Source organism: Nocardioides pini (genome assembly GCF_026712185.1).
In the GTDB taxonomy this organism is placed as follows: Bacteria; Actinomycetota; Actinomycetes; order Propionibacteriales; family Nocardioidaceae; genus Nocardioides; species Nocardioides pini.
The window spans coordinates 410,874-431,527 of record NZ_JAPPUX010000004.1; the positions used below are offsets into that span (position 1 = coordinate 410,874).

Below are 20,654 nucleotides of genomic sequence, written 5' to 3' on the forward strand. Positions count from 1 at the left end.
CCGGTCGAGGAGCCAGGACGGGCTCAGCAGGAGCTCTCGGCGCGCCCCGATGCCCACTTCTGGGCATGACGCTGGGCGAGCGCCAAAACGACGATGGAGGGCACGGTGTCCGCGCTGTCGCCGCATCCGGGGGCAGGTCCCGTGGGCCGGGAAGAAGGAGCAGTGACATGCCCGTGCGAAGACGACTTGCTGCGCTCCTGACGCTGGTGCTCGCCGCAGCCACCCTCGCCATCGTCACTGCAGCGACACCTGCGGTCGCCGCACCTTGTGACCCACCCGTGTCCAACCCCGTGGCGTGCGAGAACACCCTTCCTGGCAATCCCGAGAGCGAATGGGGCGTCTCCGGCGCCGGGTCCGCCTCGATCCAGGGCTTCGCGACGGACATGAGCGTGGACCAGGGACAGACGATCGGGTTCAAGGTCGACACCAGCGCCTCGTCGTATCGGCTCGACATCTACCGGATGGGCTACTACGGAGGCGACGGCGCCCGCCGGGTCGCGACCGTCAACCCCACGGTGCTGAACAACCAGCCCAACTGCCTCAACGATGTCTCGACCGGCCTCGTCGACTGCGGCAACTGGACCCAGAACGCGTCATGGGCCGTGCCGGCGAGCGCGGTGTCGGGGATCTACTTCGCGAGGCTCGTCCGCACCGACGGCACCGCCGGCGCAAGTCACGTGTTCTTCGTGGTGCGCGACGATGACGGCGGGTCGGACATGCTGTTCCAGACCTCCGACACCACCTGGCAGGCCTACAACACCTACGGCGGCAACAGCCTGTACACCGGCGCTCCCGCGGGGCGGGCGTACAAGGTCAGCTACAACCGTCCGTTCACCACACGGGGGAACGCGCCGGAGGACTGGGTGTTCAACGCCGAGTACCCGATGGTTCGCTTCCTCGAGTCCAACGGGTACGACGTGAGCTACAGCTCCGGAGTCGACACGGACCGGCGAGGTGCCGAGCTCCGCGAGCACAAGGTGTTCATGAGCGTCGGCCACGACGAGTACTGGTCCGGGTCCCAACGTGCCAATGTCGAGGCAGCACGTGATGCCGGGGTGCACCTCGCCTTCTTCTCCGGCAACGAGGTCTTCTGGAAGACCCGGTGGGAGAACAGCATCGACGGCTCCGGCACCTCGCACCGCACCTTGGTGTCGTACAAGGAGACGCACGCCAACGCCAAGATCGACCCGCTCGCCAACACCTGGACCGGCACCTGGCGGGACCCGCGGTTCAGCCCCCCGGCCGACGGGGGGCGGCCGGAGAACGGGCTGACGGGCACCATGTTCGCGATCAACTGCTGTGCCATCAACATGGTGGTGGGACAGGCGGACGGCCAGATGAGGTTCTGGCGCAACACCCGCGTCGCCACGCTTGGCACCAACGCAACCACCACCATCGGCACCAACGTCATCGGCTACGAGTGGGACGAGGACCCCGACAACGGGTTCCGCCCGCCGGGCACGTTCCGGGTGTCCCAGACTGCCGGTTCCGGTGACCGGTTGCAGGACTACGGCAGCTCGTACGCGCAAGGGCAGGCGACCCACGCCATGACGACCTATCGTGCAGCGAGCGGGGCGCTGGTCTTCAGCGCAGGCACGATCCAGTGGGCATGGGCGCTCGACGGCAACCACGACCGCGGCTCGGCCGCTCCCGACACCGCGGCTCAGCAGGCGACGGTCAACCTCTTCGCCGACATGACCGTCCAGCCGGACACCCTGCGCAGCGGGCTCACCGCTGCCACCGCGTCCACCGACACGGCAGCGCCGACGACCAGCATCACCTCGCCGACAGCTGGTGCGACCCTTCCGGTCGGCACGCCCGTCACGGTCAGCGGAACCGCCACCGACACAGGAGGCGGCCGGGTGGCCGGTGTCGAGGTCTCGACCGACAACGGCGCGACGTGGCGACGCGCCACCGGCCGCGGTTCGTGGACCTACACGTTCACACCAGCTGCCTCGGGAGCAGTGACCCTGCGGGCACGCACGGTGGACGACAGCGCCAACCTCGGCACGGCGGCGACCACCAACGTCACCGTCGGGACCGCACCGACCGCATGCCCCTGCACGATCTGGCCGGGTACGGCCACGCCCGCAGCCACCGACCCCGACAACAGCGCCGTCGAGCTCGGCGTGAAGTTCCGCGCCAGCACGGACGGCACCATCACCGGGATCCGCTACTACAAACCGCAGCAGACCTCCGGCACGCACGTCGGATCGCTCTGGACGAGCACCGGCACGAGGCTCGGGCAGGTGAGCTTCACCAACGAGTCGGCGAGCGGGTGGCAGCAGGCCACCTTCCCGACACCCATCCCCGTGACCGCCGGCACCACCTATGTGGCCTCTTACTTCACTCCAGGCAAGTACGCCGTCAGCTCGGGCTACTTCGCGACCAGCGGCACCACCCGCGGGCCGCTGACGGCGCTGCAGGACGGCGTGAGCGGTGGCAACGGCGTCTACCGTTACACCTCGAGCGCCGGCGCCTTTCCCAACTCGACCTACGGCTCCGAGAACTACTGGGTCGATGTCGTCTTCAGCGAGGCGAATGACACGACGAAGCCGACCGTCACGGCGCGAACTCCGGCACAGGGGGCGACCGCGGTCGGGCTGGGAACGGACGTCACTGCCACGTTCTCCGAGCCGGTGCAGCAGTCCACGGTCACGATGGAGCTGCGTGCACCTGGGGGTGCTGTGGTGCCGGCTGCGACGTCCTACGACGCCACGAGCCGCACGGTGACGCTCGACCCCAACGCCGCGCTCGCCGCAACGACGACCTACACCGTCGCGCTCTCCGGCGCCCGAGACGCCGCCGGGAACCAGATGGACCCGGTGACATGGACGTTCACCACCGACACCCCGGACACCACCAAGCCCACCGTGACCGGGCGCACACCGGCGACCGCCGCGACAGGCGTGGCTCTCGGGGTCTCGCCGACGGCGACGTTCAGCGAGCCCGTCCAGCAGGCGAGCATCGCCCTCGAAGTTCGCGGCCCGGGCAACACGCTCGTCCCGGCCACGACGACGTACGACGCCACCACCCGGACAGCCACCGTGGACCCGAACGCGAACCTCGCGGCCAACACGTCGTACACCGTCAACCTCAGTGGTGCGCGCGACGCCTCGGGCAATCAGATGGACCCTGTGTCGTGGTCGTTCACCACGACCGCCGTCGCGTCGGACTGCCCATGCACGATCTGGCCGTCGACGGCGACGCCTGCAGGCACCGACGGCGACACCAGCTCGGTCGAGCTGGGCGTGAAGTTCCGGTCGAACACCGACGGCTTCGTCACCGGGATCCGCTACTACCGGCCCAGCCAGGCCACTGGGACCCACGTCGGCAGCCTCTGGACCTCGACCGGCACGCGCCTCGGCCAGGTCACCTTCACCGGCGGCACGGCCAGCGGATGGCAGCAGGCGAGCTTCAGCACGCCGATTCCCGTCACAGCGGGCACGACGTACGTCGCGTCCTACTACACGCCCAGTCGCTACGTCGCCAACGGCGCCTACTTCACCACGAGCGCCACCACTCGCGGGCCGCTGACGGCCCTGCAGAGCGGCACCGACGGCGGCAACGGCCTGTACCGCTACACCTCCACGCCCAGCACGTTCCCCGACCAGAGCTACAACGGCGAGAACTACTGGGTCGACGTCGTCTTCGAGGACGGCCCCGACACCACCAAGCCGACCGTCACCGCGCGCACGCCCGCTCCCGGTGCCACCGGTGTCAGCGTGGGCGCCAACGTGACCGCGACGTTCTCGGAGCCGGTCCAGCAGTCGACGCTCGGCCTCGAGCTCCGCGGACCGGGCAACACCGTCATCTCCGGTTCCACCGCCTACGACGCCGCAACCCGCACCGCGACCCTCGACCCGACGGCGAATCTCGCAGCGACGACGCAGTACACCGCCACCGTGACGGGCGTCCGCGACACCGCTGGCAACCTCGTCGACCCGGTCTCGTGGACGTTCACCACCGACACGCCCGACACGACCAAGCCCACCCTGAGCGGCCGCACGCCCGCGCCCGGAGCGGGTGGCGTGTCGACGGCGGTGAATGCGACTGCGACCTTCAGCGAGCCGGTCCAGGCGGGCACGCTTGCCTTCGAGCTGCGCACACCAGCCAACGCGCTCGTGTCCGGCACGACGTCGTACGACGCGGCGAGCCGCACGGCGACGCTGGACCCGACCGCCAGCCTCGCGCCCAGCACGACGTACACCGCAACGGTCAGCGGGGCACGCGACACGGCCGGCAACCAGATGGACCCGGTGAGCTGGACCTTCACCACGGCCGCCACCACCTCCAGCTGCCCGTGCACGATCTGGCCGTCGACCACGGCACCGGCCGGCACCGACCCGGACACCAGCTCGGTCGAGCTGGGTGTGAAGTTCCGGACCGACACTCCCGGCTTCGTCACCGGGATCCGCTACTACCGGCCCAGCCAGGCCACGGGCACCCACGTCGGCAGCCTGTGGACCTCGACGGGCACCCGGCTCGGCCAGGTCACCTTCACCGGCGGCACGGCCAGCGGTTGGCAGGAGGCGACCTTCAGCGCGCCGATCGCGGTGTCGGCCAACACGACGTACGTCGCGTCCTACTTCACACCGAGCAGGTACGTCGTGAACGGCGGCTACTTCAGCTCCGCAGCCACCACCCGCGGTCCGTTGACAGCGCTGCAGAACGGCACTGACGGCGGCAACGGCCTCTACCGCTACACCTCGACGGCCAGCACGTTCCCGAACCTGAGCTACGGGTCGGAGAACTACTGGGTCGACGTCGTCTTCCAGGAGGACTCCACCGACACCACCCCGCCGACGATCAACGGCCGGGTGCCGACCCCGGACGCCACCGGTGTGCCGGTCGGCGTCCGGCCGCAGGCCACCTTCAGTGAGTCCGTCACGGGCTCCACCATCTCGATGGTGCTGCGCGGCCCGGCCAACCAGGTCGTGCCGTCTGCCACGTCGTACGACGCCGGCACCCGCACCGCGACCCTGACCCCGACCATCGACCTGGGCTACTCCACGTCGTACACCGTGGAGATCAGCGGAGCGAGGGACGGGGCGAACAACACGATGTCGCCCGTGTCCTGGAGCTTCCAGACCTCCGCGCCACCGCCACCCGGGATCGAGGACGGGCCGGGCGGGCCGCTCGCGGTGGTCACGAGCACCGGGAACCCGTCGTCGTCCTACCTGTCGGAGATCATGCGGGCCGAGGGGCTCAACGAGTTCGCCAACATGCGCGTGTCCACGCTCAACGCGACCACTCTCGCGCCGTACGCCGTGGTCGTCCTCGGCGACGTCGCGATCACGGACGACCAGGTGACGGCCCTGACCGACTGGGTGAACGCCGGCGGCAACCTGGTGGCGATGCGCCCGGACAGCCGCCTCTACAGCCTTGCGGGGATCACCGCACAGACGGGGACGGTCGCCGAGGGCTACATCGGCGTCAACGCCGCCGTCGAGCCCGGTGCCGGCATCACGACCGACACCATGCAGTTCCACGGCACAGCCAACCGCTACAGCCTCAACGGCGCCACGTCCGTGGCGACCCTCTACTCGAGTGCTACCGCGAGCACCGGCCTACCAGCGGTGACGCTCCGCAGCGTCGGCAGCAACGGCGGCCAGGTCGCGACCTTCGCCTATGACCTCGCGCGCTCGGTGATCGCCACCCGACAGGGCAACCTCGCATGGGCCGGTCAGGACCGCGACGGAGCCACGCCGAACCGGTCGAACGACCTCTTCTTCGGAGGCAGCTCGGCGTCCGACTGGGTCAACCTGTCGAAGGCACACATCCCCCAGGCCGACGAGCAGCAGCGACTGCTTGCCAACCTGGTGACAGTCGCCGCCCGCGACCGGTTCCCGGTGCCGAGGTTCTGGTACTTCCCGGGCACCCACAAGGCGGTCGTGGTGGCCACCGGCGACGACCACGGCACCGGCGGCACGCCCGGGCGGTTCAGCACATATGCGGCGGCCAGCCCCTCGGGCTGCTCGGTCGCGAGATGGGAGTGCCCGCGCTTCTCGTCGTACGTCTACCCGAGCACCCCGATGACCAACACGCAGGCGGCGGCGTTCAACGGTCAGGGCTTCGAGGTCGGCCTGCACCCGACGAGCGGCTGCGCGAACTTCTCGTCGTACCAGTCCCTCCAGGACATGTACACCACCCAGCTCGGCCAGTGGCGTTCGGCGTACTCCTCGCTGCCCTCACCGACCACCAGCCGCTTCCACTGCATCGTGTGGAGCGACTGGGCCTCGCAGGCCAGGGCCGAGCTCGCCTCAGGGATCCGGCTCGACACCAACTACTACTACTACCCGGGCTCCTGGGTCGCCGATCGCCCCGGGTTCATGAACGGCTCCGGCATGCCGATGCGATTCACCGACACCGACGGGTCGATGATCGACGTCTTCCAGGCCAACACCAACATGACGGACGAGTCGGGCCAGACCTACCCGTTCACCCCGAACACCCTGCTGGACCGGGCGCTGGGGAGCCAGGGTTACTACGGCGCCTTCACCGCCAACCTGCACACTGACGCCGCCTCGACCTTCGAGGACACCCAAGTCCTGGCCTCGGCCCAGTCTCGCGGCGTGCCGGTCATCGCGGCGCGCCAGCTGTTGACGTGGACGGACGGACGCAACGGCTCGTCGTTCAGCGGGATCTCCTGGACTGGCGGCACCCTGTCCTTCACCGTCGGCATCGGTGTCGGCGCGACCGGGCTGACGGCGATGCTGCCCACCACCGGCCCGGGCGGCAGCACGCTGACGGCCGTCACCCGCGGCGGGGCATCTGTGCCCTTCACGACGATGACGGTCAAGGGCCAGCAGTACGCCGTGTTCCCGGCCGTCGGTGGCGCCCACCAGGCCACGTACACCTCGGGTGGTGGTGGCGGCGCGAACCGAGTCTCCGACGCGACGGTCACCACGTCCGCGACCGGCGACACGACGGCCACATGGACGACGGAGGACCCAGGGACGAGCGAGGTGCTGCTGGGCACAGCACCCACCGAGCTCACCACCCGGGTCTCGCTCGCGAGCCGGACCACCGACCACCTGGCCGAGCTCGGAGGTCTGCGGCCTGCAACGCGCTACTACTACCGGGTCGAGTCGCGCGGCCCGGGTGGACGTCGCACCGTGTGGCCTGCGGCCCATGCCGCGCCGGCGACGTTCACGACGTCCGCTGCCGACGTGACCGCCCCCCGCATCAGCGGGCTGCGCGTCCTGTCGATGCCTGACGGTTCGGCTCGGCTCACCTGGCGGACCAACGAGCCCGCGACCTCTGTCGTGCGGCTCGGACGCACAGGTGCCACGCTCAGGAAGCGCGGTTTCGACGCCAGCCTGACAAGGAGCCACACGATCGTCGTCACCGGTCTGCTCCCCCGTCGGGCGTACGCCGTCGGCGTTTCCTCGCGCGACGGCTCCGGCAACGCCGCACCGCCACGCTCGACCCGGTTCCGCACCACGGGCGCTGGCATCGCGATGATGACAGCCGAGGACTTCCGCACCGGCACGCTCAGCGGGGACGCCCGGGTGACCGGAGAAGGACTCGGTGGCCTCGCTCTCTCCGCCCGCGGCTGGGGCCGCTACACCTCGCGGGTGGTCGACTCCGGGCGCAAGGCGACGTGGCGAGAACTGGTGCTCGACGCACACCTGCCCGCGGGCTCGCAGGTCGTCGTGCGAGTTCGAGCCGGTGACCGGGCGACGCCCGACGCCACCTGGTCGGACTGGAAGGTCGTCACCAAGCCCGGCAGCCGCGCCGACGTGTCCGGGCGCTTCGTGCAGTACGACGTGACGCTCGCGGCGGCGCAGGGTGGGCTGCCGAGCGTGCGGGCCATCGGCCTGACGCGCAGCGGGGGCCTCACTCGACACGCCGGGAGCTGACGAGCGGCTGCGGGGTCAGAGCCGGTCGAGGAGCCAGGACGGGCTCAGCACCTGCGCCGGCGAGACGTTGGCGGCGAGCGCCCGGTCGGCGGTCACGACGACCACGTGGCCGCCGGCCTCGCCCGCGCGACGCGCCTGCTCCCGGATCTCCGCGTCGCCGTCGCGCGCCGCGTGGACCGTGCGCACGTGGCCGTCCCTGCCGGCCCTCACGCCGGCCTTGGCCTGGCCCTCCAGCACCAGCACGATCTCGTCGTACGACGTGTCGGCGACGAGGAGCCGCTCGTGCAGGCGGCGCGCCGCGCCCGCGCGGTCCTTCCACCAGCCGTCCGGCACCGAGCCGACCACGTTGGCGCCGTCGACGACCAGGAAGGACCTCGTGTCCACCTGCACCCCTCTGATCTCGACGCGCTCGCGCGACGTCGTTCCTCAGTCGCGTCGCTTGCTCGATCTGGCCGAGCCCACGCCACGATCTCGTTCCTCGATCGCGGCTGCTCGTCTCACTTCAGGAACTGGGAGAAGTCCTTGGGCAGGTTGAGCTGCTCGGCGGCCTTCTCGTAGTCGACCTCGGCGCCGTCGGGGTTGCCGAACGGGTTCGCGGACTTCTCGGCCGACGCGGCCTTCTGCGCGGCCTTCTGCTGGGCGGCCTTGGCCGGGTTGCCGGAGACGCGCTTCTTGCCCTTCTTGCCCTTGCCCTGCGGGGCCTGGCGCGCGCCGGCGCGCTTGCCGCCGCCCAGACCCGGCATGCCGGGCATGCCGGGCATGCCCGGGACGCCGCCGCCACGGGCCATCGACTCCATCATCTTGCGGGCCTCGAAGAACCGGTCGACGAGCTGGTTGACGTCGGACACCTGGCGGCCGGAGCCGGCGGCGATGCGGGCGCGACGCGAGCCGTCGATGATCTTCGGATTGGCCCGCTCGGCCGGCGTCATCGACTGGATGATCGCCTGGATGCGGTCGATCTCGCGCTCGTCGAAGTTCTCGAGCTGGTCGCGGAACTGGCCCATCCCGGGGAGCATCCCCATGATCTTGGTCATCGAGCCGAGCTTGCGGATCTGCATCATCTGCTGGAGGAAGTCCTCCAGCGTGAAGCCGCCCTTGGTCGCGAGCTTCTCGGCCGCCTTCAGGGACTGCTCGGAGTCGAACGCCTTCTCGGCCTGCTCGATCAGGGTGAGCATGTCGCCCATGTCGAGGATGCGCGAGGCCATCCGGTCGGGGTGGAACAGGTCGAAGTCGGTCATCTTCTCGCCGCTGGAGGCGAACATGACCGGCTTGCCGGTGATCGAGCGGATCGACAGCGCCGCACCACCGCGGGCGTCACCGTCGAGCTTGGTGAGCACCACGCCGTCGTAGCCGACGCCGTCGAGGAACGCCTGCGCGGTGGTGACGGCGTCCTGGCCGATCATCGCGTCGACGACGAAGAGCACCTCGTCGGGCTGCACCGCGTCGCGGATGTCGGCGGCCTGCTTCATCAGCTCGGCGTCGACGCCGAGGCGACCGGCGGTGTCGATGATGACGACGTCGTGGAGCTTGCGCTTCGCCTCCTCGATCGACCTGCGCGCCACGTCGACCGGGTCGCCACCGTGCTCGACCCCCTGGGCGTTGCCCGGCTCGGGCGCGAAGACGGGCACGCCCACGCGCTCGCCGTTGACCTGCAGCTGCTGGACCGCGTTGGGGCGCTGGAGGTCGGCCGCGACCAGCATCGGCGTCTTGTCCTGGTCCTTGAGCCACAGCGCGAGCTTGGCCGCGAGCGTCGTCTTGCCCGCGCCCTGGAGGCCGGCGAGCATGATGACGGTCGGGCCGCTCTTGGCGTAGCGCAGGCGGCGCGTCTCGCCGCCGAGGATCGTGACGAGCTCCTCGTGGACGATCTTGATGATCTGCTGCGCCGGGTTGAGGGCGCCGCTGACCTCCTCGGAGCGGGCCCGCTCCTTCACCGCGCCGACGAACTCCTTCACCACCGGCAGCGCGACGTCGGCCTCGAGCAGCGCGATGCGGATCTCACGCGCGGTGGCGTCGATGTCGGCCTCGGAGAGCCGGCCCTTGCCCCGCAGGTTCTTGAAGGTGTCGGCAAGGCGGTCGGAGAGTGTGGCGAACACGGTGTGGGTCTGTCCCTCGCATCGGTGGTGGATCAGGGTGCGTCAGAGTCTGGTACGACGACCAAGACTAACGGCCACACCCCGCCCGGGCTCAGCCGACGAGCCAGCCGGGGCGCTGCCGCCGCCCTTCACCGTCAGCCGCCGAGCGCCGTGCGCACGGCGTGGGCGGCCGCGGCGGCCCGCTCCTCCGTGGGGCGCACCCCGCCGACCTCCTGGACGTAGAACACGTCGACCGCCTGCGGGCCGAGCGTGGAGACGTGCGCCGAGGCGACCGTGAGCCCCAGCCGGGCGAGGGTGGTGAGCACGCGGTGGACGACGCCGGGCCGGTCGCTGGTGCGGATCTCCAGCACCAGCGAGGCGCGGGAGGCGTCGGGGCGGACCTCCACGATCGGCGGCAGCTCGCCGTCCGGGCGCGCGGGCAGGTCGGGGAGGCGCTGGGTGCCCTCGACGACGCGGCGGATGCGCTCGCGCACGACGCTGGCGTCGAGGTAGGCGTCGGGGACCTCCCACGCGCTGACGCCCCACTCGCCGTCCCCGTCGACCTGCGACCAGGCGCGGGCGGCGTGCACCGGCACCCGGAGCGCGGCGAGGCCGCCGGCGACGTCGGCGAGCAGCCCGACACGGTCGGCCGCCACCACGGTGACCGTGGCGCCGACCTCGTGGGGGGCGACCTCGACCGACACGGCGGTCGGGTCACGTCGTACGACGTCGGGGACGGGCAGCGACCCGACCGGGGCGACGTGCGTGATCTCCGCGCCGAGCGCCTGGCCGGCCCGGGAGACGAGGCGGTCGACCAGGGAGGCCCGCCACGTCGTCCACGCGGCCGGTGAGGCGGCCCGGGCGTCGGCCTCGGTGAGCGCGCGCAGCAGCTCCAGGCTCGCGGCGTCGGGGACGTGGGTGAGCAGCTCGGCGGTGGTGGCGGGGTCGTCGGGGTCGCGGGTGGTCGCGAGGTCCGCGAGCAGCAGGTGCCAGCGCACGAGGGAGGCGACCACCTCGGCGTCGAGGTCGGTGAAGCCCATCCGGGCCACCACCTTGCGGGCGAGGGGCTCGCCGGCCACCGAGTGGTCGTGCAGCGAGCCCTTGCCGATGTCGTGGAGCAGTGCGGTCACGAGCAGCAGGTCGGGCCGTCGGACGCCGCGGATGAGGGCGCCCGCCTCCGCGCAGGTCTCCACGACGTGGCGGTCCACGGTGAAGCGGTGGATGGCCGAGGCGTGGGGCAGCAGCCGGATCTGCTCCCACTCCGGCAGGAACGTCTCGATGCCCTCGACCTCGTCGAGGGTCTCCCACACCGGGAGGAGGGCCGGCCCGCTCGCGAGCAGGCGGACCAGGGCGTCGCGAGCGGGTGCGGGCCACGGCACGGGCAGCGGCGCACCCTCCCGCACCAGACGGGCCGCCGTGGTGGGGGCGAGCACCGCGTCACGGCTCGCGGCCTCGGCCGCAGCGCGGAGCAGGAGCGTGGGGTCGTCACCGGGCCGGGTGCCGGCGTCGAGGACGACCTCGCCGCGGGAGAGCGCGATGCCGGGGGCGATCCGCTCGAGCGCGGGCGTGCGGCGGCCCCGCTCCCCCGTCGACCGGGCCATCACGGCGTCCGTACGACGCCAGGCGAGGCGCGACAGGTGGCCGATCCGGCGGCCCAGCGAGCGGACGTGGCGCTGGGCCGCCTCCGCGTCGGGGAGGCCGAGCCGCTCGGCCAGTGGCTCCCACATCTCGGGGGCGATGCGGTCGGCCGGCCGACCCGCGAGGTCCTGCACCTCGTCGCGGACGTCGAGGAGCAGCTGCCGCGCCGCCTCGAGCGCCGGGGTGGAGGCGTCGACGAGCCAGCTGGCCTCGATCGCCTTGAGCACGCTGGCGTCGCGCAGCCCGCCCTCGGCCTCCTTGACGTCGGGCACCGACGCGTTCGCCAGCTCGCCGGCGACGTCGTGGCGCTTGTGGGTCATCGCCTTGAGCTCGGGCAGCCGGGTCCGGGCCTGGCGGCGCCAGTCGGCCAGCATCGTGGTGCGCAGCCGGAGGCTGAGGCCCGGGTCGCCGGCGAGGTGGCGTGCGTCGAGAAGCCCGAGCGCGACGCGGAGGTCGGCAGCGGCTTCCAGCACCTCGCCCATCGAGCGGACGGAGTGGTCGAGCCGCCGCCCGGAGTCCCACAGCGGGTACCAGAGGGTGGCCCCGAGGTCACCGAGGTCCAGGCCGTCCTCGTGGACCAGGACGACATCGAGGTCGGAGTGCGGCGCGAGCTCGCCGCGCCCGTACCCCCCGACCGCGACCAGGGCCACCCCGGCGGCGGGCCCGCCGGAGGCGGCGTACGCCTCCCGGCAGAGCTCGTCGGCCGAGGTGGCCCTGGTCTGTCGATCTGCAGCGCTCACTGACCCTCCCCCACGCGGAGGGCCGTGCGAGCGGCCCCGAGACGCACTCCCATCAGAGTGCGGACGCATCCTGCTCGCCGGTGCGGACGCGGACGACGGTCTCGACGGGGCTGACCCAGACCTTGCCGTCGCCGATCCGACCGGTCTGCGCGGTCTTGACGACGATCCCGACGATGTCGTCGGCGTCGGCGTCGTCGACGACGATCTCGATGCGGATCTTGGGCACGAGGGCGATGTCGTACTCCGCCCCGCGGTAGACCTCGGTGTGGCCCTTCTGGCGGCCGTAGCCGCTGACCTCGGAGACGGTCATCCCGGCGACCCCGAAGGTCTCGAGCGCCTCGCGGACGTCCTCCCACTTGTGCGGCTTGATCACCGCGGTCACGAGCTTCATGCGCTGGCTCCTTCGGTCTTGGTGGTGGTGGCGGTGGCGGCGGGGGCGGTGGACGCAGCGAGGACGCTGCTGCTGCCGCCGCTGGTGCCGCTGTGCAGGTCGTACGCCGTCTCGCCGTGGGCAGCGAGGTCGATGCCGTTGACCTCGTCCTCCGCGTCGAGGCGCAGGCCCATCGTGTACTTGATAGCCACGGCGATGACAGTGGTGAGGATGCCGGAGAAGAGGACGGCCACGAGCACACCGAGGGACTGGTCGGCCAGCGAGCCGAAGCCGCCGCCGTACAGGAGCCCGTTGACCCCGCCCGCGCCCTCCGCGGTCGAGAAGACGCCGATCAGCACGGTGCCGATGATGCCGCCGACGAGGTGCACGCCGACCACGTCGAGCGAGTCGTCGTAGCCGAAGCGGTACTTCAGGCCGACGGCCCAGGCGCAGACGCCGCCGGCGATGAGGCCGATCGCCACCGCGCCGGAGAGGTTGACGGCGCCGGCGGCCGGCGTGATCGCGACCAGGCCGGCGACGATGCCGGAGGCGGCGCCGAGGGAGGTGGCCTTCTTGTGGATCAGCCGCTCGACGAGGAGCCAGCCGATGATGGCCGCCATCGTGGCGAGCGTGGTGTTGGCGAAGGTGCGGCCGGTCTCCGACATGAAGCGGCCCACGAACGCGTCGCCCTCCTCGCCGGCGAAGACGATCGAGCCGACGTTGAAGCCGTACCAGCCCATCCAGAGCAGACCGGCGCCGAGCATGGTGAGCGTCAGGTTGTGCGGGCGCATCTGCTCGCGGGGCCAGCCGATCCGCTTGCCGAGCAGCAGCACGAGCACCAGGGCCGCGACACCGGCGTTGATGTGGACCGCGGTGCCGCCGGCGTAGTCCTGGGCGCCGATGCGGCCGCAGATGAGCGAGTCGTCGGTGCAGCTGAAGACCATGTGGGCCATCGGGAAGTAGACGACGACCGCCCACAGGGGCACGAAGACCACCCACGCGGAGAACTTCATCCGGTCGGCGACCGCGCCGCTGATCAGCGCCGCGGTGATGATCGCGAAGGTCATCTGGAACATCACGTAGATGTAGTCGCTGGTCGAGACACCGTCGAGCCACAGCAGCTCGAAGGGGTTGGCGAAGAAGGTGCCGTTGCCGCCGAAGCCCATCGACCAGCCGATGGCGACGTACAGGATGCCGACGATGGCGGCCGCGATGTAGGACATCATCATCATGTTGAGCACGGACTTCGACCGCGACATGCCGCCGTAGAACAGGGCCAGCGCGGGCACCGTCATCATCAGGACGAAGGCAGTCGCCACCAGCATGAAGGCGTAATAGCCGTCCACAGGACCTCCAGGATTTCGAGCACGAACGAAACGGGTGGTCACCGGGGCCGTGACGTCGCTGTCCTGGCGGTGCCCACGTGATGACCCGCAGCCTGTGCGGGCGAGGTTTCACCGGGCCGCGGCGGATGTTGCACGCAGGCAACGGAATGCGCGCTCGTGTTACGGGTGTGTGAACGGATCGGCCCCGGAGCCCCCTTGTTAGTGTTCGGCCGTGTCCAGACTGGCCGTGATGGCGCACTACGACGTCGCCGGGGAGCTGCGGCCCCACGTGCGTGGTCAGGTGGAGGCGCTGGCCGCGTCGGTCGACACGCTGCTCGTCTGCACGACGGCCAGCCTGCAGGACTCCGCCCGCCAGTGGCTGTCGGAGCGCGCGGTCCTCGTCGAGCGCGCCAACTACGGCTACGACTTCTTCAGCTACAAGGTGGGCCTCGACGCCGCCGGCGACCTCACGGCGTACGACGAGGTGGTGGTCTGCAACGACACCTACGTCTTCGCCCTCGACTCCTACGAGCCGGTCTTCGCGGAGATGGCCACGCGGCCCTGCGACTTCTGGGGCCTCACGGGCGCCGAGCGCGTCGCCCCCCACATCCAGTCGTTCTTCATCGCCTTCCGCCCGTGGGTGGTCGGGTCACGGGCGTTCACGACGTTCTGGGAGGAGATGGAGCCGATCTCCAAGCGTCGCCAGGTCATCCGCCGCTACGAGGTGGGCATGTCGCGCCGGCTCTACGAGGCGGGCTTCCTGTCGGACACCTACTTCGTCGAGACCCCCGAGGACCGGCGCATCGCCCGCGAGCGGATGCGCTGGTGGGCAGCCCACCGCTCCCACTTCCCGCGCACCCGCGCCGAGGTGCGCGAGTGGCGCGAGCGCGCCAACGAGCCCTGGAACCCCGCCCGGAGCCTGGCCGACCGGGTGCTCGACAACGCCCGGCTGCCCTACGTCAAGATCGACACCCTGCGCTACGACCCCTACAACCTCGACGCCAAGCGACTGCTCGAGCTGTGCGAGCGTCGCTTTCCCCAGCGCTTCGACGGGGTGCGCGAGTTCCTCGAGGAGACCGCGCAGTACTACCCGCTCCGCGACACCGAGCGGCTGCTGCCGACGCCGCTGGCCCTCGAGCCCCTCTTCCCGCGGGTGAGGTACTCCGATGCGCGGTGAGCGTCGCCGGCCGGGCCAGGTGCGGCTCGACGACGCCGCCGAGGTGATGGTTGCCTCCGGCCTCGTCGACGCCGACTACGTCGCCGCGCAGCTCGGCACCACCTTCGAGTCCCCCCTCGAGGCGGCACGCGCCGTCGTCGACGCCGGCGACGTCTCCCCGCACCCGCTCTTCGAGGCCCAGTGGATCGGGCGACGTCGCTCGTGGCAGCGCGCCGGCCAGCACCCCGTGCTCTGGTACGTCTCCGAGCGCCGGCGGCGCAACCGGATCGCACCGCACCCGCTCGTCGACCCGCGGGTCGTCTTCGCGGCCTACCCCGAGGCCCGGCACCATCCCTACGGCGCACTCTCCTACTGGCTCGGCGCGTCCGGGCCAGGCACCCCGCTGCCGACGCGGATCCTGCCCCGCAAGGTCTCCTGGGGCACCTACCGCGCTGCCGCCATCGCCGCCGCGACCCAGTGGCGCGAGGAGGTCGTCCGTGAGCGCCCGCAGCTGGTCGGTCCCACGCCCGCGCTGCCCGCCACGCTGGGCACCTCCCCGGCCGTGACCGTCGTGATGGCCGCGCAGGACGCCGGGCCGCTCGTCCACCAGACGGTCGCCTCGCTGCAGGCCCAGACCTTCACCGACTGGCACCTCGTCGCCGTGGACCGCGGGTCGGTCGACGACACCGCCGCCGTGCTCCAGGGCGTGGCGGCCTTCGACGACCGGGTCACCGTCGTGCGCGAGTCGCGGTGCGGGCTCGCCCGCGCGCTCAACGTCGCCCTCGAGCACGGCACCGCCGAGCACGTGGCCTTCCTGCCCCTCGGGCGCGAGTGGCTGCCCGAGATGCTCGGCGACCTGCTGGCCCACGCCCACCACTCCGGGGCGGCCGCGGTGCTGGCCGGCGCCGGCGCAGTCGGCCGGTCCCGCCACGAGCTGCTCAGTGGGCGTCCGGTCGACCTCGCCACGGCGCTGCTGCGGCGTGACGCCGTCAAGGACGTCGGAGGCTTCGACGAGGCCCTCGACGGCGCGGAGGAGCGCGACCTGCTGCTACGGATCACCCGCGACCACGAGCCGCTCGCCGTCGACGTACCCGTCCTGCGCCGCCCCGAGGCTCCTCAGCCCGGCTTCGCCGACGACTGGGACTCCGTCGTCCTCGAACGCCAGCTCGTCGACTGGGAGGCGGCCGCGCACCGGGAGACCGACGAGGACCTGGTCAGCCACGTCATGCCGCTGGGGCCCGAGCCGCGCCGGACGGTCGAGTGGCTCGGCTCCGTGCCACGCGAGGGCTCGGAGCTCGTGCTCGTCGGCGTACGCATGCGGCGCGCGCACCACGTCCTGGCTGCCTCGATCGCCTCGGTCATCGCGGGAGCCCGCTTCGTCTCTGTCCCGGCGCCGGTCTCCATGTCGGTCGCCACCAACGTCGGCGTCGTCGAGGCCGCCGGCAGCACGGTGGTGCTGGTCCGGCCCGAGGCGATGCCGCCGCGCCAGCCCATCGCCGAACGGCTCGCCGGGGTGCTCCGGGAGCCCGGCGTGGGCCTGGCCCAGCCGCTGGTCGTGGACCCGGACGGCGTGGTCCTGAGCGCGGGCGCCCGCTTCACGACCGACAACCCCCACCCCGAGCTCTTCCTCGCCGGCCTGCCCACCAGCGACGCCCTGCGGATCGGCCAGTGCGAGCTCGCCGCGCCCGCCTCGCCGCTGGTGGCGCTGCGCGCCGAGGCGGCGGTCGCGCTGCACGGCCTCGACGCGCGCTACCACTCGGTCCTCGCCGAGACCGACCTCGGCCTGAGGGTGCAACGGGCGGGCCTTGGCGTCTCGGTGCTCGTGCCCGACGCGGTGATCACCTCCCGCACCGCCTACGCCGGGCCCGAGGAGCTCATCGGCGCGATGTCGTCCCTGCGCACGACCGTCCTCGCCGGCCCGCGGCCGCCCGTCGACCACGCCCGCGAGCAGCTCGGCGCCGCCGGGCTCGAGGTGACCGACGAGCGCAGCCGCAGGGTCAGCGTCGACCCCGACGACCGGACCGCGCCGTCGGTGCTGGTGCCGGAGCTCGTCGTGCGGGCCGTCGAGGGCATCCGCGAGTCGCCCCCGCGGCTGCGGTGGGCCGTCGACATCGCCGCCCCCGCCGCGCAGCGCGGCGACCGGTGGGGTGACACCTACTTCGCCCGGTCGCTGGCCGACGCCCTCGAACGACGCGGGCAGCACGTCGCCATCGACCGTCGCGACGCCCGCCACCGCGACTCGCGCGACCACGACGACGTCCTGCTGGTGCTCCGCGGGCTCGACCGCGTCACGCCGCGGCCCGGCCTGCTCAACGTGGAGTGGATCATCAGCCACCCCGACATGATCACGCCCGACGAGGTGGCGGGCTTCGACCTCGTGTACGCCGCCAGCACCAGCTGGTCGGAGCGGGTGAGCCGCGAGTGGGGCACGCCCGTCACCCAGCTCCTGCAGTGCACCGACGCGCGCTGGTTCCACCCCGACCGGGCCGAGCCCGACACCGGGCCGGCGCTGCTGTTCGTGGGCAACTCGCGCGGCATCTACCGCTACGCCGTCCGCAGCGCCCTCGCCATCGGTGCCGACCTCACGCTGCACGGCAACGACTGGACCGACTTCGTCGAGCGAGACCAGATCGCCTCCAACGGCGTCGACAACCGCGAGGTCGGCGTGCTCTACGCCTCGGCGGGCATCGTGCTCAACGACCACCACCTCGACATGCGCCGCGACAGCTTCGCCTCGAACCGCCTCTTCGACGCGGCGGCCTGCGGGGCCCGGATCCTCAGCGACCGCATCGACGGCCTGGACGAGATCTTCTCGGGCCTGGTGCTCCCCTTCGACAACGAGCACGAGCTGGAGCGCCTGGTCAGGCCGCCGTACGACGCCTTCCCGGACAACGCCACCCGCCGGGAGATCGCGACCCGCATCATCGCCGAGCACAGCTTCGACAAGCGGGCCGAGACCCTCATCGACGACGCCGTCCGCACGCTGCTCGCCCGCCGCTGACCGGCGTACGACCGCGGTGGCTCACGCCCCGCACGCAGGGGTTGTCAGGCTCTCGGTGCAGAAGTCGGGGGGACGCGCCGGCCCGAGGCCGCGACGCGCTCCTCAGCCGAGCAGGGCGTCGACGAAGGCCGCGGCGTCGAACGGCGCCATGTCGTCGGGTCCCTCGCCGAGGCCGACGAGCTTGACCGGCACGCCGAGCTCGCGCTGCACCTGCACCACGATGCCGCCCTTGGCGGAGCCGTCGAGCTTGGTGAGCACGATGCCGGTGACGTCGACGATCTCGCTGAAGACGCGGGCCTGGATGAGGCCGTTCTGGCCGGTCGTGGCGTCGAGCACGAGCAGCACCTCGGTGACGTCGGCCTGCTTCTCGATGACGCGCTTGATCTTGCCGAGCTCGTCCATCAGCCCGGCCTTGTTCTGCAGGCGCCCGGCGGTGTCGACGAGCACCGTGTCGACGCCGTTGTCGACGCCGTGCCGGACGGCCTCGAACGCGACGCTGGCCGGGTCGCCGCCCTCGGGGCCGCGCACGACCTCGACGCCCACCCGCTCGCCCCACGTGGCGAGCTGGTCGACGGCGGCGGCGCGGAAGGTGTCGGCGGCGCCCAGCGTGACCGTCAGGTCCTCGGCGACGAGGATCCGGGCGATCTTGCCGACGGTGGTGGTCTTGCCGGCGCCGTTGACGCCGACCACGAGCACCACGCCCGGCTTGCCGTCGGTGCCGGTCACCTGCACGCGGCGGTCGAGGTCGGTGCCGACGAGCTCGATCAGCTCCTCGCGCAGCACCGTGCGCACGTCGGGCGTCTGGCCGCCCTCGACCCGCAGGCGGGTGCGCAGGCGCTCCACGAGCGCCTGGGTCGGGGCAACGCCGATGTCGGCGGTCAGGAGGGTGTCCTCGATCTCCTCCCAGGTGTCCTCGTCGAGGCGGTCACGGCTGAGCAGGGCGAGCAGGCCCTTGCCGAGGCCGCCCTGCGAGCGGGAGAGCCGCTGCCGCAGGCGCACGAGGCGTGACGCCGTGCTCTCCGGCTTCTCGACGGTGGGGGCCTCGACGACCGGCTCCGCGGTGTCGACCGCGGGCTCCGGTGGCGCCCCGGTCGCGACCTCGGCCTCCGTCGGGGGCGGCGCGATGACGTCGGTGCCACCGCCCGGCGGCGGCACCTGCTTCCGCCGGCGTCCGGAGGTCAGCAGCCCGGCGAGCGTCAGGACGCCGACGACCGCGATGGCGATGATCAGATACAGCCAGTCACCCATGGGCCAATCCAATCAGAGGGGCACGACGCGCCGAAGCCGGGTGAGCACCCCGGCCGCACGGCGGGCCTGCTCCGCCGCCAGGCGAGCACGCAGGCGGTCGCGCTGGGCGACGAGCCGCGCGGCCCGATCGCGCTCGCGCGCCAGGCGTCCCTGCGCCGTCGCCAGGTCGGCCAGCACCGCGTCGAACGCGGCGCCGAGCCCCGCGCCGGTGTCACCCGGCAGCAGCGGTGAGGGCGAGCCCTGCCCAGGGTGCACGACCCACACGACCTCGTGCGGCATCAGCCGGAACCACCGCACCGCGGACTCCCCCACCAGCGCCGGTGGCGTGACCCGCACCGACGCGAGGCCCGCGTCAGCGAGCCGCGTGTCGAAGTCGTCGCCGTACCAGCGCACGTGGTCGACCTGCCCGAAGCGGCGCAGGCGCTCCTCCGGGGACGCCGACGGGTCCTCCTCGGTCGCGACGCCCACCTTGATCGGCACCTCGAGGAGGGCGATGCCACGTGGGCTGAGGACTCGGGCGATCTCACGCATCGCCGCGCCGTCGTCCGGCACGTGCTCGAGCACGTGGTAGCAGACGAGGAGGTCGACCGAGCCGTCACGCAGCGGCAGGTTGGTCAGGCACGCCAGCGCGTCGACGTCGCGGGAGTCGTGGCCGACGTCGAGGCTGATCCGGCGCCGTGCGTCGAGCCGGTCGAGCAGCACCTTCGACTGGCGCGACGGCGCGATCTCGACCACCGTGTCGAGGTCGCGCAGCTCGGGCGAGAGGCTGCCGAGCAGCAGCGAGAGGAACCGGTGGCGCTCCAGGCTGCCGCAGCGGGGACAGGTCGCCTCGGGGCGACCGTTGGGTCCGGGCCTGAACCGGCGTGACACCATCGCGCCGCAGGCGGCGCAGTAGCCCTTCACGACGTCATGCCGGGAGCCGGTCACCTCTCGCACGCTAGTCCGCGCGCGGCTCCACGCCGGGCGCCACGCCGGGAGCCTCTCGCAGGTGGGTCAGACGCGGGACTCGGAGTCCTCGAGGGTCGGGAGAGCGTCGACGCCCTTGCGCATGGCGTCACCGAGCTGGGGTGCGACGGGCATCTCCTCGCCGCGGTGGGGGTAGGCGACGTAGACGGCCACGGCCGCGGCGACGAGCACGCCGAGGGACATCATCAGGACGATCGCGAGCACGGGGTTCCTCCGAGGTGGGCCGGTCGGGTCTCCTCCACCGTGGCACAGGACCGGTGGCGGCGCCGCATC

11 protein-coding genes are annotated in these 20,654 nt (G+C 72.0%); 3 read left to right on the forward strand and 8 right to left on the reverse strand.

What is annotated here, in order from left to right; all coding sequences use genetic code 11:
• Positions 1 to 167 precede the first annotated feature (167 nt).
• Positions 168 to 7,865 carry a DUF4082 domain-containing protein gene (locus tag NYO98_RS15360; protein WP_268112613.1) on the forward strand — a complete coding sequence of 2,566 codons (7,698 nt, stop codon included), beginning with the start codon at positions 168 to 170 and terminating at the stop codon, positions 7,863 to 7,865.
• Positions 7,866 to 7,880: 15 nt separating this feature from the next.
• On the opposite strand, the gene NYO98_RS15365 is transcribed toward NYO98_RS15360, so the two are convergent.
• From NYO98_RS15365 to NYO98_RS15385, 5 genes are all read right to left on the reverse strand, one after another.
• Positions 7,881 to 8,249 carry a hypothetical protein gene (locus NYO98_RS15365; RefSeq protein ID WP_268112614.1) on the reverse strand — a complete coding sequence of 123 codons (369 nt, stop codon included), beginning with the start codon at positions 8,247 to 8,249 and terminating at the stop codon, positions 7,881 to 7,883.
• Positions 8,250 to 8,362: 113 nt separating this feature from the next.
• Complete coding sequence (gene ffh, locus NYO98_RS15370; RefSeq protein ID WP_268112615.1) at positions 8,363 to 9,958, reverse strand: signal recognition particle protein; 1,596 nt, start codon at positions 9,956 to 9,958, stop codon at positions 8,363 to 8,365.
• 134 nt (positions 9,959 to 10,092) lie between these two features.
• Entirely contained in the window at positions 10,093 to 12,315 is a 2,223-nt protein-coding gene (locus NYO98_RS15375) for a [protein-PII] uridylyltransferase (protein ID WP_268112616.1), read from the reverse strand.
• A 52-nt stretch (positions 12,316 to 12,367) separates the two neighbouring features.
• Positions 12,368 to 12,706: a P-II family nitrogen regulator gene (locus tag NYO98_RS15380; protein WP_172259157.1), complete on the reverse strand. Its 339-nt coding sequence runs from the start codon at positions 12,704 to 12,706 to the stop codon at positions 12,368 to 12,370.
• Positions 12,703 to 14,010 (reverse strand): ammonium transporter, encoded by a 1,308-nt coding sequence (locus NYO98_RS15385; protein WP_268112617.1) that lies wholly within the window; start codon positions 14,008 to 14,010, stop codon positions 12,703 to 12,705. Before NYO98_RS15385 ends, NYO98_RS15380 begins: the two co-directional genes overlap by 4 nt.
• Positions 14,011 to 14,242: 232 nt before the next feature.
• Here NYO98_RS15385 and NYO98_RS15390 point away from each other — a divergent pair, with 232 nt between their 5' ends.
• Both NYO98_RS15390 and NYO98_RS15395 read left to right on the forward strand, forming a co-directional pair.
• On the forward strand, positions 14,243 to 15,187 hold the full coding sequence (locus tag NYO98_RS15390) for a rhamnan synthesis F family protein (protein ID WP_268112618.1): 945 nt from the start codon (positions 14,243 to 14,245) through the stop codon (positions 15,185 to 15,187).
• A complete protein-coding gene (locus tag NYO98_RS15395) occupies positions 15,177 to 18,167 on the forward strand; it encodes a glycosyltransferase family protein (protein ID WP_268112619.1) in 2,991 nt (996 codons plus the stop codon). Before NYO98_RS15390 ends, NYO98_RS15395 begins: the two co-directional genes overlap by 11 nt.
• Positions 18,168 to 18,269: 102 nt before the next feature.
• On the opposite strand, the gene ftsY is transcribed toward NYO98_RS15395, so the two are convergent.
• The 3 genes from ftsY to NYO98_RS15410 all read right to left on the reverse strand — a co-directional run bounded on the left by ftsY (position 18,270) and on the right by NYO98_RS15410 (position 20,585).
• Entirely contained in the window at positions 18,270 to 19,415 is a 1,146-nt protein-coding gene (gene ftsY / locus NYO98_RS15400) for a signal recognition particle-docking protein FtsY (protein WP_268112620.1), read from the reverse strand.
• A gap of 12 nt (positions 19,416 to 19,427) precedes the next feature.
• Positions 19,428 to 20,342 carry a class I SAM-dependent methyltransferase gene (locus NYO98_RS15405; protein ID WP_268112621.1) on the reverse strand — a complete coding sequence of 305 codons (915 nt, stop codon included), beginning with the start codon at positions 20,340 to 20,342 and terminating at the stop codon, positions 19,428 to 19,430.
• A gap of 66 nt (positions 20,343 to 20,408) precedes the next feature.
• Positions 20,409 to 20,585: a hypothetical protein gene (locus NYO98_RS15410; protein ID WP_172259152.1), complete on the reverse strand. Its 177-nt coding sequence runs from the start codon at positions 20,583 to 20,585 to the stop codon at positions 20,409 to 20,411.
• Positions 20,586 to 20,654 lie beyond the last annotated feature (69 nt).